Source organism: Polaribacter sp. (genome assembly GCF_024639685.1).
In the GTDB taxonomy this organism is placed as follows: Bacteria; Bacteroidota; Bacteroidia; order Flavobacteriales; family Flavobacteriaceae; genus Polaribacter.
In genome coordinates this window covers 104,015-120,074 of the sequence record NZ_JAHEHX010000020.1, presented here as the reverse complement: position 1 = coordinate 120,074, position 16,060 = coordinate 104,015, and the positions used below count along the sequence as shown (strand labels likewise).

Annotated in this window: 10 protein-coding genes; 4 read left to right on the top strand and 6 right to left on the bottom strand. The window is 31.5% G+C overall.

Features of this window, described 5'->3' with window-relative positions; genetic code table 11:
• Nucleotides 1-175 precede the first annotated feature (175 nt).
• The gene (locus Q0L44_RS09375; protein WP_296637821.1) at nt 176-901 is read left to right on the top strand and encodes a LytTR family DNA-binding domain-containing protein; all 726 of its coding nucleotides are present in this window, start codon (nt 176-178) and stop codon (nt 899-901) included.
• Between the two features lie 207 nt (nt 902-1,108).
• Entirely contained in the window at nt 1,109-4,354 is a 3,246-nt protein-coding gene (locus Q0L44_RS09370) for a VCBS repeat-containing protein (protein ID WP_296637818.1), read from the top strand.
• A gap of 125 nt (nt 4,355-4,479) precedes the next feature.
• Here the strand turns inward: Q0L44_RS09370 and Q0L44_RS09365 are convergent, their stop codons facing one another.
• The 4 genes from Q0L44_RS09365 to Q0L44_RS09350 form a co-directional block, all read right to left on the bottom strand.
• Entirely contained in the window at nt 4,480-5,220 is a 741-nt protein-coding gene (locus Q0L44_RS09365; RefSeq protein ID WP_296637817.1) for a succinate dehydrogenase/fumarate reductase iron-sulfur subunit, read from the bottom strand.
• 11 nt (nt 5,221-5,231) lie between these two features.
• Complete coding sequence (locus tag Q0L44_RS09360) at nt 5,232-7,229, bottom strand: fumarate reductase/succinate dehydrogenase flavoprotein subunit (protein WP_296637815.1); 1,998 nt, start codon at nt 7,227-7,229, stop codon at nt 5,232-5,234.
• A 12-nt stretch (nt 7,230-7,241) separates the two neighbouring features.
• Nucleotides 7,242-7,916 (bottom strand): succinate dehydrogenase cytochrome b subunit, encoded by a 675-nt coding sequence (locus Q0L44_RS09355; protein ID WP_296637813.1) that lies wholly within the window; start codon nt 7,914-7,916, stop codon nt 7,242-7,244.
• 215 nt (nt 7,917-8,131) lie between these two features.
• Nucleotides 8,132-10,963: a glycosyl hydrolase gene (locus tag Q0L44_RS09350; protein WP_296637811.1), complete on the bottom strand. Its 2,832-nt coding sequence runs from the start codon at nt 10,961-10,963 to the stop codon at nt 8,132-8,134.
• Nucleotides 10,964-11,224: 261 nt separating this feature from the next.
• On the opposite strand from Q0L44_RS09350, the gene Q0L44_RS09345 reads away from it, so the two are divergent.
• Both Q0L44_RS09345 and Q0L44_RS09340 read left to right on the top strand, forming a co-directional pair.
• Nucleotides 11,225-12,541: a DEAD/DEAH box helicase gene (locus Q0L44_RS09345; RefSeq protein WP_296637810.1), complete on the top strand. Its 1,317-nt coding sequence runs from the start codon at nt 11,225-11,227 to the stop codon at nt 12,539-12,541.
• A gap of 55 nt (nt 12,542-12,596) precedes the next feature.
• Nucleotides 12,597-13,889, top strand: a complete 1,293-nt coding sequence (locus tag Q0L44_RS09340; protein ID WP_296637808.1) for an aminopeptidase P family protein — start codon at nt 12,597-12,599, stop codon at nt 13,887-13,889.
• A gap of 30 nt (nt 13,890-13,919) precedes the next feature.
• Here Q0L44_RS09340 and Q0L44_RS09335 read toward each other — a convergent pair whose 3' ends face one another.
• On the bottom strand, nt 13,920-14,702 hold the full coding sequence (locus tag Q0L44_RS09335) for an alpha/beta hydrolase (protein ID WP_296637806.1): 783 nt from the start codon (nt 14,700-14,702) through the stop codon (nt 13,920-13,922).
• Nucleotides 14,703-14,783: 81 nt separating this feature from the next.
• Nucleotides 14,784-16,052 (bottom strand): branched-chain amino acid transport system II carrier protein, encoded by a 1,269-nt coding sequence (brnQ, locus tag Q0L44_RS09330; protein WP_296637804.1) that lies wholly within the window; start codon nt 16,050-16,052, stop codon nt 14,784-14,786.
• Nucleotides 16,053-16,060 lie beyond the last annotated feature (8 nt).

The following is a 16,060-nucleotide window of genomic DNA, read 5'->3' as shown; positions in this document are numbered from 1 at the left end:
TTTTTTAAGGTATAGTTTTTGATTACTTTGTTTTATTAAATATTTAAAAGTAGCTACATTTAATTTCGTTCAATGATTGTTTTCTGTCGTTCAATTAATTTAAAGTACATTTTATTTGACCTGTATGAGGTGTAACATGAATAACCACTAATTTTGTAACCGTAAATTAACCCCAATGAATATTGTATTAGTAGATGACGAATTATTTGTGCACGGAATTTTTGAAGCCGTTCTTAATAATTTAGAGGAAGTAAATGTAATAGGAAAGTTCCTTTGTCCTAGAAAAGCTTTAAGCTATTTAGAAACCAACGATGTTGATCTCGTTTTTTTAGACATTCAGATGCCTGATTTCTCAGGTTTAGATTTTCTAAACGAAATGGACAGAAAGCAAATGAAAGCAGATGTTGTTGTTACAGCTAATCAAGATTACGCTGTAAATGTAATTAACAATAAAAGAGTGGTTTATTTCATTAAAAAACCTCTACACGAGTATTCGATTAAAGAGTCTATAAGAGAAACAAAGGAAAAAAGAATACTAATTTCCTCTGTTTTATCTAACACTGAGCTTTTAGAAGCTAAAGAAGAGAGTAGTACTCATACATTCTTTAATTGTAACAGAAGAATGATTAATATTAGTCACGATGATATTTTAATCATAAAAAGTTCAGAGGGAGGTGTATATATTGTGACTAAAAAAGAACCAATAGTTTCCTCATCTAGTTTAAAAGATACTGATAAAAAATTACCGTCTAGTACCTTTATGAGAGTTCATAAATCTTATATCGTTAATACTAGAAAAATAGAGCTTATTTACGATAATCTAGTCATCATTGGAAAACATCATGTACCAATTGGCAGAACTTACAGTGCTAAGTTCAAAGCATATTTAAGTAAAAAGTAGATCAAAAAAAGTATAAGTAGTAACATTTTATTACTTAATAAGAAACGCAAAGTTTAAGCCTAAATATTCGTAGGTTTAGCATAATAAAGTCCCCTAAATTTTTGTCAACTTAATCGATGCTGTATAGTATTGGTTAAGTTGATTTTTTTTGGTAACTCTTAAACGTTAATTTAATATATTTGTTAGCACACCTATATTTTACAATTAATGAGAAAAGCAACAACACAAATACACTTATTAATTTTAATCTTTATACTGGTAAGTTGTAAACGGATTACATCGAGTAAAGATTACCTATTAACCAAAGTTTCAGCTTCAGAAACAGGCATAGATTTTAAAAATCAACTTTCAGAAGATGCGAATCACAGCATTATAAATTACATCTACTTTTATAATGGTGGTGGTGTAGCAACTGGTGATATTAATAATGATGGCTTGCCAGATTTATTTTTTGTTTCTAATCAGAATGAAAATAAATTGTATTTAAATAAAGGCGATTTTAAATTTGATGATATCACTAAAAAATCAAATATAAAAAGTAATGCTGATTGGAATACTGGAGTTACTATGGTTGATATTAACAACGATGGTTTTTTAGACATTTATGTTTGTGCAGTTTCTGAATTATTAGACTTTAAGGGTCATAATGAATTATACATCAATAATGGAGATAATACCTTTACAGAAAAAGCAGCAGAATATGGTTTAGATTTTAAAGGTTACGCTACACAATCTTACTTTTTTGATTACGATAAAGATGGAGATTTAGACGTATACATCGTAAATCATGCAGAGCACACCAATTTGTCTCATGGTAAAGCTTCTAAAAGGAATAAAAGAATGCCTTTAGTTGGCGATGTTTTATTGCAAAACAACAATGGTAATTTTACAGATGTTAGTGAATCTGCACATATTTTTGGAGGATTAAATGGCTATGGTTTAAGTGCTTCTATTGCCGATTTTAATAATGATGGTTGGGATGATATTTATGTTTGTAACGATTTTCATGAAGATGACTATTACTACATCAACAATAAAAACGGCACTTTTTCAGAAGAATTAGCGTCTAAATTTTCTACCATAAGTCGTTTTTCTATGGGAAGTGATGCTGCAGACATTACAGGTAATGGATACCAAGATATTATTACTTTAGACATGTTGCCTAATGATGAAAAGGTTTTAAAGGAAACTGAAGGAGATGATGCTATGCTAAATATGCAAGCCAATTTAAAGAATTTGGGCTATAGAGATCAGTATTCTAGAAACATGCTTCAAATCAATCAAAAAGGAAATTATTTTAACGAAACTGCTTTGTATAATGGGGTTGCAGACACAGATTGGAGTTGGTCTCCACTTTTTGCAGATTTTAATAATGATGGATATCAAGATTTATTCATTTCAAACGGAATTTTAAGAAGACCTAATAGTTTAGATTTTAAAAAGTATGTTTCTAGTACGTTTAAAAAATATGGTCAGAAAGACGGATTAGAATGGTTGTATAAATCAATAAACGAAATGCCTAGTGGACGTGTGCCTAACCAAATTTTTAAAGGTAACTCTGCAAGATTTAAAGAAAAAACTGGTAATTGGCTAGCAAATAAGGCTTCTTTATCTAATGGTGCAGTATATGTAGATTTAGATTTAGATGGCGATTTAGATTTGGTAACCAATAATGTAAATGAGACTGCAGGTGTTTTTAGAAATAGTAGCCCTAAGACTACAAAATCGGCTGACTTTCAATTGGTTTATAAAGATAATAACAAAGAGGCTATTGGAGCTAAGGTTGTATTATATGCAAATGGTAAAAAACAAACGAAACAGGTTTTTAAATCTAGAGGATTTTTATCTTCTACAGAAGCTAAAGTTCATTTTGGGCTAGATACCATTGCTAAAATTGATTCAGTTGTAGTGATTTGGCCAAATTTAGAAATTCAGAAGATAGATAATCCAAAAGCAAATGAACTCACAACAATAAATTACATTGCTACTAATGCATTTTTTGCTGGTGATAAAACATTCAAAGAAGAGAAAGTTTTTAAGCAAGAAAACGTAATTAATTTTGTTCACGAAGAAGATTCTTATAACGATTTTTTTGCTGAAAAATTACTGCCTTACAAAGTATCTACATTAGGGCCTGCATTAACTATTGCAGACCTAGACAATAATGGCTTTGATGATATATTTATAGGAGCAGCTTCTGGTAATGTAGCCACTATTTATATGAATTCTGGTACATCATTTAAAAAAGCACCACAAACAGAATTCGAGAAAGACAAAGCTTTTGAAGATAATGATGCCACTTTTGTAGATATTGATAATGATGGCGATTTAGATTTATATGTAGCTTCTGGAATTCATGAAAAAAGGAATCAGAATGATGAGATAGATCGTTTGTATGTAAATACGAATGGAATATTTAAAAGATCAGAAAATAAAACATTAATCAACCCATTAAATACATCAACCATAATTGCTTATGATCATAATAAGGATGGAGACGAAGATATCTTTATAGGTAATTTATCAAACCCTGGTAGTTTTGGAGCCACTGTAAATTCTGCAGTATTAAATAATGATGGTAAAGGTAATTATACCATTCACTTAAAATTTAATTTTAATGGTAGGGTTACAGATGCAGTTTGGGCAGATGTAAATAATGATGATCAAAAAGACTTGCTAATTTCCTCAGAATGGGATTCTCCAAAAATTTACATCAATACTAATGGAAAGTTTCAACTGCAAGAGCTGCCAGAAAACTTAAATGGTTTGTGGCAAAGTATACAAACTTTTGATGTAGATGCAGATGGAGATCAAGACATTGTGTTAGGAAATTGGGGAGAGAATAATAGATTTACAAAATATATAGACAACCCAATCTATTTCTATTATGGAGATTTTGATAAAAATGGCAAAAAAGAAAGTATCATCACCTATAAAGTTGGTGAAGAATATTATCCACTAAACACAAAAGATGAGTTGGCTTCTCAAATGAATGTAATGAGTAAAAAATTTGTGAATCATGCCAATTTTGCATTAACTCCTTTTCATAAAATTTTTAATGATTCTATTATTGCCAAAGCCAAAAGAAGCCAAATAGATATTTTATCTTCGGGTTATTTAGAAAATAAAAATGGCACTTTTAATTCTTTTGTACCTTTTGAGGAAAAATTGCAAATGGCCCCTATAACTTCTTTTACTAAGGTAAATTTTAATGATAAAGAGCAACTCTTAATTTCGGGTAATTCTTTAAAAGTAAATACGTATCATGGGGGTTATACGGCCCTTAAGGGCTATTTTATGTCTTCTTTAAAAGAGGTAGAATCAGTTTCGAAATATGGTATAAACCCTTTTCATAATCAAATAAAAGAAACTGCAGTTATTAAAATGAAAAATAAGAATTTGCTGCTTGTACTTGCCAATAACGATAGTTTAAAAACATATAGTTTTAGATAGCGGTTTTAAAATTTATAAAATAAAAACCCAAAAACTAAAGATAGTTTTTGGGTTTTTTATGTAAATTATCCGTACAATCATGCTAAATAAGCGTGATCACTTAATCTGAAAGTTTTTACTTAATTTTAAACAGAAGCTTTCATTAACTCTCTATTCATTCTTGCAATGTTTTCTAAAGAAATTCCTTTAGGACATTCCACTTCACAAGCTCCTGTGTTAGTACAGTTACCAAAACCTTCTAAATCCATTTGAGCAACCATGTTTTTAACTCTGTCTGCTGCTTCTACTTGTCCTTGAGGTAATAGTGCATACTGAGATACTTTAGCACCAACAAATAACATTGCAGAACTGTTTTTACAAGTAGCTACACAAGCACCACAACCAATACAAGTAGCTGCATCCATTGCTGTATCTGCTGCTTCTTTTTTAATTGGTATTGCATTTGCATCTTGAGTGTTACCAGATGTATTTACAGAAATGTAACCTCCTGCATGTTGTATTCTATCAAAAGCAGATCTATCTACTGCTAAATCTTTAATGACAGGAAATGCTGCTGCTCTCCAAGGTTCTATGGTAATAGTATCACCATCCTTAAACATACGCATGTGTAATTGGCAGGTAGTAACACCTCTATCTGGTCCATGTGCTTCACCATTAATATACATAGAGCACATACCACAGATACCTTCTCTACAATCATGATCAAAAGCAACAGGTTCTTCACCAGAGTTTACCAATTGTTCGTTCAAAACATCCATCATTTCTAAAAAAGACATGTGTTCTGAAATTTCAGTAACTTTATAATCAACCATTTTACCTTTGGTTGAAGCATCTTTTTGACGCCAAATTTTAAGTGTTAAATTCATTGCTATCTTTTTTATTTATAACTTCTTTCTTTTACTTCTATATTCTCATACTCTAAAGGCTCTTTGTGTAAAACAGCATCTTTAGGTTCTCCTTTATATTCCCATGCAGAAACAAATTGAAATTCTTTTAATCTTTTTGCTTCTCCTTCTTCAGTTTGATGTTCTTCTCTGAAGTGTCCTCCTGCAGATTCTTCTCTTTCTAAAGCATCTTTTGCAAATAATTCTCCTAACTCTAAGAAGTCTGCAACTCTACCAGCTTTAGCTAATTGCTCATTAAACTCTGTATCTGTACCAGGTACATTTACATTCTGCCAGAAGTCTTTACGTAAGTCAGAAATTTCTTGAATTGCAGTTTTTAAACCTTCTGCATTTCTAGACATTCCACATTTGTCCCACATAATTTTCCCTAATTTCTTGTGGTAGTAATCTACAGAATGCATTCCTTTATTATTTACAAAGAATTCGATTCTTTCTCTTACTTCTTTTTCTGCAGCCTCAAATTCTGGAGTTTCTGTAGATATTTTACCTGTTCTAATATCATCAGCTAAATAATCTCCAATAGTATATGGTAATACAAAATATCCATCTGCTAAACCTTGCATTAAGGCAGATGCTCCTAATCTATTTGCACCATGGTCTGAGAAATTTGCTTCACCAATAGCATAACAACCAGGTATTGTAGTCATCAAATTATAATCAACCCAAACACCACCCATTGTATAATGTACAGCTGGGTAAATCATCATAGGTGTTTCATATGGGTTTTCATCTACAATTTTCTCATACATTTGAAATAGGTTACCATATTTGGCTTTTACAATTTCTTGACCTAATTCTTTTATTTTAGCATCTGTAGGATTTTTAATTCCTTGTACTTTTGCTTGCTCTGTACCATATCTTACAAAAGAAGAAGCAAAATCTAAGTATACAGCTTCACCTGTAGCATTTACTCCATAACCAGCATCACAACGTTCTTTTGCAGCTCTAGAAGCAACATCTCTTGGTACTAAGTTACCAAAAGCAGGATATCTTCTTTCTAAATAGTAGTCTCTTTCGTCTTCTGATAATTCTGTAGGTTTTTTCTTTCCTTCACGAATTAACTTTACATCCTCTAAATTTTTTGGTACCCAAATACGTCCATCATTTCTTAATGATTCAGACATTAAGGTTAATTTAGATTGATAGTCTCCAGAACGTGGAATACATGTTGGGTGTATTTGTGTATAACAAGGGTTTGCAAAATATGCTCCTTTTTTGTGCACTTTCCAACCTGCAGTTACATTAGAACCCATTGCATTTGTAGATAAGAAATATACGTTTCCATAACCACCAGAAGCAATTACAACTGCGTGTGCTGAATGACGCTCAATTTCTCCTGTAACTAAGTTACGTGCAATAATTCCTCTTGCTTTACCATCTACAATAACAACGTCTAACATTTCGTGTCTGTTAAACATTTCTATTTTACCACGTGCAATTTGTCTGTTCATTGCAGAATATGCACCTAGCAATAATTGCTGACCGGTTTGACCTTTGGCATAAAAAGTTCTAGAAACTAAAACTCCACCAAAAGAACGGTTATCTAATAAACCACCATAATCACGTGCAAAAGGTACACCTTGTGCCACACATTGATCTATAATGTTTGCAGAAACCTCTGCTAGTCTATATACGTTTGCTTCACGAGATCTGTAATCTCCACCTTTTACAGTATCATAAAATAATCTGTAGGTAGAATCTCCATCTCCTTGATAATTTTTTGCTGCATTAATACCTCCTTGAGCTGCAATAGAGTGCGCTCTTCTTGGAGAATCTTGGTATGCAAAAGCTTTTACATTGTAGCCTAATTCTGCTAAAGTTGCAGAAGCAGAACCACCTGCTAAACCTGTACCTACTACAATTACATCTATATGACGTTTGTTGGCAGGATTTACCAAATTAATATGATTTTTATATTCAGTCCATTTATCTTTAATTGGACCTTTTGGTACTTTTGAATCTAAAGCCATAGTTATTTAAGATTAATGGTTATGATTTAAATGATGATAAAGCGCAATAATTATAAATCCTAATGGAACAATAATTGCATATGCTTTTCCTATTACACCTAATTTTTTGCGAAGTGAAGCTGCACCAACAGATTGAAATGCTGAAGTAAAACCGTGTGCTAAATGTAAACCTAAGAATACAAAAGCAATACAGTAACCAGCAACTCTAATTGGGTTTACAAACTTTTCTTGCAATTCATGGTAATATCTAAATTCGCCATTATGCAAACCAGACCAATCGCCTTGAATAAATTTAGTATTGATTTCTGGAAACCAAAAATCGATAAAGTGTAAAGTAATAAATGCTAAAATTGCCAAACCAGACCAAATCATGTTTCGACTCATCCAACTTGAGTTGGCAGCACCATTGTTCTGCGCATAAGACACTTTTCTTGCCTTGTTGTTTTTAATTTCTAGAATCAAACCCATTACAAAGTGAAAAACAACCCCAAAAATTAACACAGGCTGCAAGGCAAATTGGACAACTGGATTTGAACCCATGAAATGTGATACTTCATTAAATAATTCTGCACTAAATACAGACATCATATTTATTGATAGATGCTGTAATAGAAAAACCATTAAGAAAAACGCAGAGAGTGCCATAGACACCTTTCTACCTATTGAAGATTTGAAAAATCCGCTCATTGTATAATTTAATTATAAATTTCACACAAAAATAAGGCTTAAACAAATGTATCGCAAAAGATTTATAACGTTTTCGTTAGTATTTAGAATAGTTTTAAATAAATACTTAAATTTCAAAAAAAAATACACAATTGTTTGATTTATAGCTAAAAATTAAACAATTGTGTATATAGATTAAGTAACCTTGTTTTTTTATGAAATTAAAAAAAAGAAGTTTATTTTATACTAAAATTAGTAGATTCTGAACCTATTTTAACGATGTAAATACCTTTTGGTAAATAGTTAGCTCCATTTTGAGCAGCTCTAATTTTGGTTTTCTTGTTTGCTCTTTCAAAAGATTTTAAACCTTTTTTAGAGAAGGTAAGATCAAAGTTAGCTTCATTGTATCCTTTAGCAGCATCAATTTGCATTTCATTAACCTTAATATCATTGTGATAAATAAAAACCATACTTTTTCTGTTTAAATTTGAGTAAAAAGGAATGGTAACTTCTGGTTCGTAAGCAGTTCTCCATTGGCTCCAAGAACGTCCCCAGTTTCTGTTTTTTCTAATATTATTTACTTTAAAAATATGAGTTGATTTTGAAATAACATCAGTATTCATAGTTTGTAATGCAGAAATATCTGCTTTGTATAAACTACGTCCATGTGTGGCTACAATTAAGTGTTTTGCTATTGGTTGAATTACTAAATCGTGTACAGCTACATTTGGTAAATTGTTGCTAAATGCTTCCCAAGATTTTCCTTGATTAAAAGAAATGTATAAGCCATTATCTGTACCTAAATATAAGATATTTTCGTTTTTAGGGTCTTCTTTTATTACGTTTACAGCAGAAGTTGGAATTGACTCACCTATGTTTGTCCAAGTTTTCCCATAATCATTAGACATATATACATAAGGTGTAAAATCATCAAACCTATATCCATTTAAAGTTGCGTAAACACGCTCTTTTTTATGTGCAGAAGCGACTACTCTAGACACCCATAAATTCTGTGGTAAATTGTTGGAAACACGAGTCCAAGTTCCTCCTCCGTTTTTAGTTAAGTTGATGTAACCATCATCTGAACCAACATATAATAACCCAAATTGAAACGGACTTTCTGATATAGAGGTTAAGGTACCATAAGCCACGTTTCCTTTTTTACCACCTGTAGTTAAATCGTCAGAAATAGTTTCCCAATCATCACCCTGATTTAAAGATCTGTGTAATTTATTACCTCCTAAATATAAAATATCCTGATTGTGTTTAGAAAGATGAATAGGTGTTTGCCAATTAAAACGATATGGAGTTTCTCCTAGAGTATGTTTTGGTTGAATGTAAACTTGATTTCCTTTTTCTCTGTCAATTCTGTAGTAGTTTCCAAACTGATAACCTGTATATACAATGTTTTGATTTCTTTCGTCTACTTGCACCTGCATACCATCTCCACCCATAATTGATTCGTATGGATTTTGACCTCTTTGCAGCCATGACTTATCAATTTTCGCATTATGGTTTGCTACCCAAACTCCATTATCTTGCAAACCACCATACACTTTGTAATTTTTTTGAGTGTCTGCATACACAGAGTAAAATTGACCAACTGCAGGATCGTTTAACTTTGTCCAGTTTTCTCCGTCATCATAAGAAAGGTTTAATCCACCATCATTACCATTTAAAATATGACCTGATTTTTTTGGGTTTACCCATAGAGCTTGATGATCTGAGTGTACATTTTCTTTACTGATTGATGTAAATGTTTTTCCACCATCTTTAGATTTTATGATTGGTACACCTAATACATAAATGCCATTTTCATTTTGTAGATCAACACGAATTTCACCAAAGTAATACCCATAAGAACTGTAAACACCATCTAAGAAATTATCGTGTGTTTTTTTCCATGATTTACCTCCATTTGTAGTTTTAAAAACTTCTGCACCTATAACTTGAGTGTCAAAAAGCATTGCATTTGCATCTTCTAAATAGCTAGCTAAATCTGTGGGTTTCACTTTACCAACTCTAACCATTTGTTTTACGTTTTCTGCTCTGTACTTCTCTTGGAAACCGTTATTTTTTAAGAAAGTATTTATTTTTTTATCGTCTAAATTTAGAAAATCTGCATTAGACATTGTTTTAAAATCTTCTTTTGTAAGTGCGTCAGAAGGTTTTCTTGTAGCTCCTTTTGGTCTTCTAAATTGACTGTCGTGCAAAGCATAAACAGTGTTTTCATTAAATACAGCTAAACCAATTCTACCTACACCACTTCCTGTAGGAAAACCAGAGTTGTCAGAAATTTTAGTCCAGGTATTTCCTGCATCTGTGCTCTTGTAAATTGAAGAGTTAGCACCATCACCATCAAAATTCCAAGCTTTACGCTCTCTTTCCCAAGCAGCAGCATACATAATGTTAAAATTTTCTGGAGCAACAGCTACATCAATAATACCAGTATCGTTATTTACAAACAACGATTTTGCCCAAGTTTTACCACCGTCTGTAGTTTTAAAAATGCCTCTTTCAGCATTTGAAGAGTATAAATGACCAATAACACCAATTACAACTTCATTTGCATTATTTGGGTTAATTAAAATACGGCTTACATGATGAGAATCTGTTAACCCCATATTTTGCCAAGTTCTACCTTTATCTGTAGACTTTAAAATACCTATACCAGCGTAACTAGATCTAGATGAATTCTTTTCTCCTGTACCTACCCAAATACTGCCTGATTTCCAGTCTACTGCAATATCACCAATATTCTGTGTTGGTGAGTTATCTAAAACAGGGGTAAATGTAGTACCATTATTATTTGTGTACCATAAACCACCAGAGGCATAGCCTACATAAAACTCTGTGGTATTATTTGGGTTTACAGCTACATCTGCAACTCTACCGCTCATTACTGTTGGCCCAATATTTGTAAATGAGATGTTTTTTACTAATGAGTTTTTAGTAAGATTTTCTTTTTCAATTAGCGAAGCTGCAATCGAAGAAGCGCTTGTTTGATTTTGTTGGCTAAAAGAAAAAAAAGAAGCAAATAAGAAGAAAAAAAATATAGATTTTTTCATGATGATTAAGATGTTTTTCGAATTGTTTTTTTTAATATAAATCCTATAATTATTTTACTAAAATATTGGTTTTTATACATTTTTTCTAAAAAAACACTGTTAATTTTTTTATTTTTCTAAATTAGATTTAAATCTATGAAACGAATCATTTTAGTATTCAATTTTTAAATATGAGTCCAAATATTATCTTTAGACTTTGAATCAGTGTACATTTGCAACAACTTAGAATCAACATAATTCGTTGTTTCTTAAATAAAAATTATGTCGTTTAAATCATTAGGCTTATCTGATGCTTTTGTAAAAGCAGTAGAAGAAAAAGGATATACAAAGCCATCTCCAATACAAGAAAAGGCAATTCCACATATTTTAAATGGAAAAGATGTACTTGCTTCTGCACAAACAGGTACAGGTAAAACTGCAGGATTTACTTTACCAGTCTTGCAATATTTATCAGAAACAAAACATCCAAAATATAGGCCCATTAGAGCTTTGGTGTTAACACCTACAAGAGAGTTAGCTGCGCAAGTGCATGATAATGTTAGAGAATATAGTAAGTACGTTAATATAAATTCTGCAGTAGTTTTTGGTGGAGTTAAAGCTGCATCACAAATTGCAACCTTAAAAAGAGGTGTAGATATTTTAGTAGCAACACCTGGAAGATTGTTGGATTTGCACGATCAAAAAGCAGTGTCTTTTAAACGAATTGATGTGTTTATTTTAGATGAAGCAGATAGAATGTTAGACATGGGTTTTGTTAGAGACATTAATAAGATTATTAGTTATATGCCTGTAAAACGTCAGAATTTATTATTTTCTGCCACGTTCTCTAAAGAAATAAAAAAATTAGCAAGTGGTATTTTAAGAAACCCTGTTGAGGTTGAAACTGCACCACAAAACTCTACAGCAAAAAAAGTTTCTCATAAAGTTTACAAAATTGATAAAAAGAAGAAAACTGAATTTAGCATTAAACTTATTAAAGAGAACAATTGGAATCAGGTTTTAATTTTTACGAGAACAAAACACAGAGCAAATAAATTAACACAAAACTTAATAAAATCTAAAATTTCTGCTGCAGCAATTCATGGTAATAAAAGCCAAGGAGCAAGAACTAAGGCGTTAAAGAATTTTAAAGATAACACTATTAGAGTTTTAGTAGCCACAGATATTGCAGCACGTGGTTTAGATATTCCATTATTGCCTCATGTTATTAATTATGAGTTACCAAATGTACCTGAAGACTACGTGCATAGAATTGGTAGAACTGGAAGAGCTGGTGCAGAAGGTGAAGCAATTTCTTTAGTTTGTAGTGAGGAAACAGAGTATCAAAAAGAGATAGAGAAGTTACTTAAAGAGAACTTGAAGTCAGTAATTGTTGAAGGTTTTGAGCCAACAGATACTGCACCTCCAAAAAGAGCTGCAACTCAAAGCAAGGGTTCTTTTGGTAAAAAGAAAAAAGCATCAGATGGTAAGAAAGATGCTCCAAAAAAATCAAGAAGGCCTAACAATAATAAGCACAGAAGGCCTGCGAATAATTCAGGAAGAGGCAGAAGTGATGCGGCAAAAAGTAAACGAAACTAGCACTCTTTTTTTGAGTTTATAATTGCTACATTTGTGTATTAAAATTTAAGTACGCATGAAATACGACCCAATAAATTCAGAACTTTTTATAAAAAACCGCAAAAATTTTATGGCTCAAATGAAGCCTAAAAGTATTGCTGTTTTTAATTCAAATGACATATACCCTATTAGTGCAGATAGTACTATGCCTTTTGAGCAACATAGAGATATTTTTTATTTAAGTGGTGTAGATCAAGAAGAAAGTATTTTACTATTATTTCCTGATTGTCCAAATAAAGATTTAAGAGAAGTTTTATTTGTAAGAGAAACTAATGAGCATATTGCAGTTTGGGAAGGTGAAAAATTGACCAAAGAAGCTGCTACAGAAACAAGTGGGATTCAATCCATTTTCTGGCTACAAGATTTAGAAAAAACTTTATTTGAAATGTCTACTTATGCAGATAATTTTTACATAAACACAAACGAACATTACAGAGCTTCTGTAGAAACAGAAACACGAGAAGACAGATTTACAAAATGGTTATTGGCTAAATATCCTGCGCATTCTGTAGCAAAAAGCAACCCTATTTTACAGGATTTAAGAGCAGTTAAAGATACAATTGAATTAGATTTAATGCAGCATGCTTGTAATATTACAGAAAAAGGGTTTAGAAGAGTTTTAGGCTTTGTAAAACCAGGTGTTTGGGAGTATGAAATTGAAGCAGAATTATTGCATGAATTTGTTAGAAATAGATCTAAAGGATTTGCATACACACCAATTATAGCTTCAGGAAACAATGCTAATGTGTTGCATTACATAGAAAATAATCAACAATGTAAAAGTGGCGATTTAATTTTGTTTGATATTGCAGCTGAGTATGCGAACTATAAAAGTGATTTATCTAGAACTATACCCGTTTTTGGTAAATTTTCTAAGAGACAAAAAGAGGTTTATAATGCTGTGAACCATGTAAAAAAGGAAGCTACTAAACTGCTAGTTCCAGGAACAATTTGGAAAGATTATCACGTAGAGATTGGTAAAATTATGACATCAGAATTATTAAAATTAGGATTGTTAGATAAAGCAGATGTGCAAAATGAAGATCCAAAATGGCCAGCTTATAAAAAGTATTTTATGCATGGTACAAGTCATCATATTGGTTTAGACACACATGATTATGGTTTGATTCACAAACCAATGATAGCTAATATGGTATTCACAGTAGAGCCAGGAATTTATATTCCAGAAGAAGGTTTCGGTATTCGTTTAGAAGATGATGTTGTTGTTCAAGAAAAAGGAGAACCTTTTAATTTAATGAGAAATATACCTATTGAAGCAGATGAAATTGAAGATTTAATGAATTCATAAAAAGATAAGCGGGTTTTAAAACTCGCTTTTTTATGCTACTGACTTAATAAAACCAATCGTCTCATTATTAAACACTTCCGGTTGTTCTACATTTACAACATGTCCGCACTTTTCTATTACAAAAAGAGAAGAAGTTACGTGTTTTACAACAATATTTTTTATAGAAGGTAAAAACAAATGATCTTCAGAACCCATTACATACAAAGTAGGAATCTTAATATCTTTTGCCCTAAAAAAGCGCAAAAGCGGGTTTATTTCTGACGTTAATTTAAACCACCTAATAAACTCTTTTTGATATAATTTTTTTGCTTCGTTTACAAATAACAACCGCGATTTTTTGTGATTCTTGTTTGGCATAATTATAAAAGCAAACAGTTTGTACAACATCATATAAGGCACAACCGATTTAAAAATGTTACCAACTTTCATTAAAATTTGCGAACGGAAATTCATCTTAATAATAGCACCACCCATAATCATACTTTGAACCAGTTCTGGTCTTTTCTCAGCAAGATTTCTTATCAAAATAGTACCTAAGGAAATGCCTATAAAATGCGATTTTTTTATTTTAAGATGATCTATTACCTCAACTATATCAGCAGTTATAGATTCGAACGTGTATTTTGTATTAAAGGTGTCTTTTAGATTAGGTTTGCTATCTCCATGACCTCTTAGATCTAAAATAAGCACATTAAATTGTTTTTTAAAATCTCTAATTTGTTTATACCAAATAGAACTACTTCCTCCTGCACCATGCACAAAAGTAACCCACTCTTTAGAAGTTGTATGCGGATATTTATAGTAGTTTAACAAACAGTTGTTTTATGATACAAATTTACAGTATTTAGAATTAATTGCTAAAAGTTATAATTCTATTAAATGATGCAACCCTTTTTATCGTATTTTTTTAATAAAATTTAAAAAAATAAAAGTGAGTAAAGCTGGCAAAACCCAACCCAAACTTTCATTAGCTAAAGGGATTATAGTTTTAATGCCTAACAAATGCTCTCTCGGAATTATAAAACCTAAAAAATCTGGAATGCTAAAAATAAAGGTAACTAATACAACACCTCTAAAAACTAATTTAGAAGCATACTTTTCTGGCACAACGTTTAGTAGAATTAGCATGATTGTTATCGGGTATAAAAACATTAAAGCTGGTACCGCAATTGTAATGATAAAATCTACTTGATAACTTCCAACAATAACACCTATTAGAGAGGCAATAACAGCAGTAATTATATATGCTTTTTGAGAGTTGTTACAAATTCCTTTTATATAGTCAGCGGTTCCAGTTACAATACCAACAGCAGTTGTAAAACAGGCTAAAGCCACTAAAACACTTAAAAATGTAGTACCTAAATTCCCTAAAGTTTGTATACTTAAACTTGTTAATATTTCTGTTCTAGAAGCATCTTCAGCAAAAGTTGTTGCAAACAAAGATCCACTTAAAATAAGTCCTCCATAAATTAAAAGTAATCCAATACCAGCAATAAAGCCAGCTTTACGAATTAATTTTTTTTTCGCAATAAATGTGGTATGAGAGCTATATTGTAGTGATATAATAATTACAGCACCTACAACAACACCGGCAATGGCATCAAAAGTCTGGTAGCCTTCTAATACTCCGTCTATAAAAGGATTTTTAAAACTACTAATAGGTGTGTTTTCTGGAGCATTAAAAACTGCAATACCAATGATAATAAGTAAAATACAAACAATTATAGGAGTTAGAAATTTACCTATGAGTCCAATAATTCTACTTCTATTCATAGCAAAAACAAAGACCAAGCCAAAATAAATAATACTTGTTAAGAGTCTAGAGGTTTCAAAAAAAGGTTGCACTGTCATTTCGTGTGTAACAGCAGCTGTTCTTGGTCCAGGAATTGCAATTGCAATTCCGTAAATTAGAAAACAATATAATGTACTAAAGGTTGGAGATATTTTTTTTCCGAAATCATATAAGGTTCCTTGTAGTTTTGCATGTGCAAAAATGGCAAGTATAGGTATAGCTACAGCAGTAGTCACAAAGCCTAAAATTACAGTCCACCAATCTAAACCGGCTTTAATTCCTAAAGATAGAGGTAGAATTAAATTTCCTGCCCCAAAAAAAAGTGAAAAGAGTGCAAAACCAGCAATCCAAACTTTTTTTGTTCTGTTCATTTTTTGAT

Bases quoted from the DNA above. Each gene is read 5' to 3' on its own strand.
- Q0L44_RS09375 (WP_296637821.1), top strand. From the start codon at position 176: ATGAATATTGTATTAGTAGATGACGAATTATTTGTGCACGGAATTTTT.
- Q0L44_RS09360 (WP_296637815.1), bottom strand. From the start codon at position 7,229: ATGGCTTTAGATTCAAAAGTACCAAAAGGTCCAATTAAAGATAAATGG.
- brnQ (WP_296637804.1), bottom strand. From the start codon at position 16,052: ATGAACAGAACAAAAAAAGTTTGGATTGCTGGTTTTGCACTCTTTTCA.
- Q0L44_RS09370 (WP_296637818.1), top strand. From the start codon at position 1,109: ATGAGAAAAGCAACAACACAAATACACTTATTAATTTTAATCTTTATA.
- Q0L44_RS09345 (WP_296637810.1), top strand. From the start codon at position 11,225: ATGTCGTTTAAATCATTAGGCTTATCTGATGCTTTTGTAAAAGCAGTA.
- Q0L44_RS09350 (WP_296637811.1), bottom strand. From the start codon at position 10,963: ATGAAAAAATCTATATTTTTTTTCTTCTTATTTGCTTCTTTTTTTTCT.
- Q0L44_RS09365 (WP_296637817.1), bottom strand. From the start codon at position 5,220: ATGAATTTAACACTTAAAATTTGGCGTCAAAAAGATGCTTCAACCAAA.
- Q0L44_RS09355 (WP_296637813.1), bottom strand. From the start codon at position 7,916: ATGAGCGGATTTTTCAAATCTTCAATAGGTAGAAAGGTGTCTATGGCA.
- Q0L44_RS09340 (WP_296637808.1), top strand. From the start codon at position 12,597: ATGAAATACGACCCAATAAATTCAGAACTTTTTATAAAAAACCGCAAA.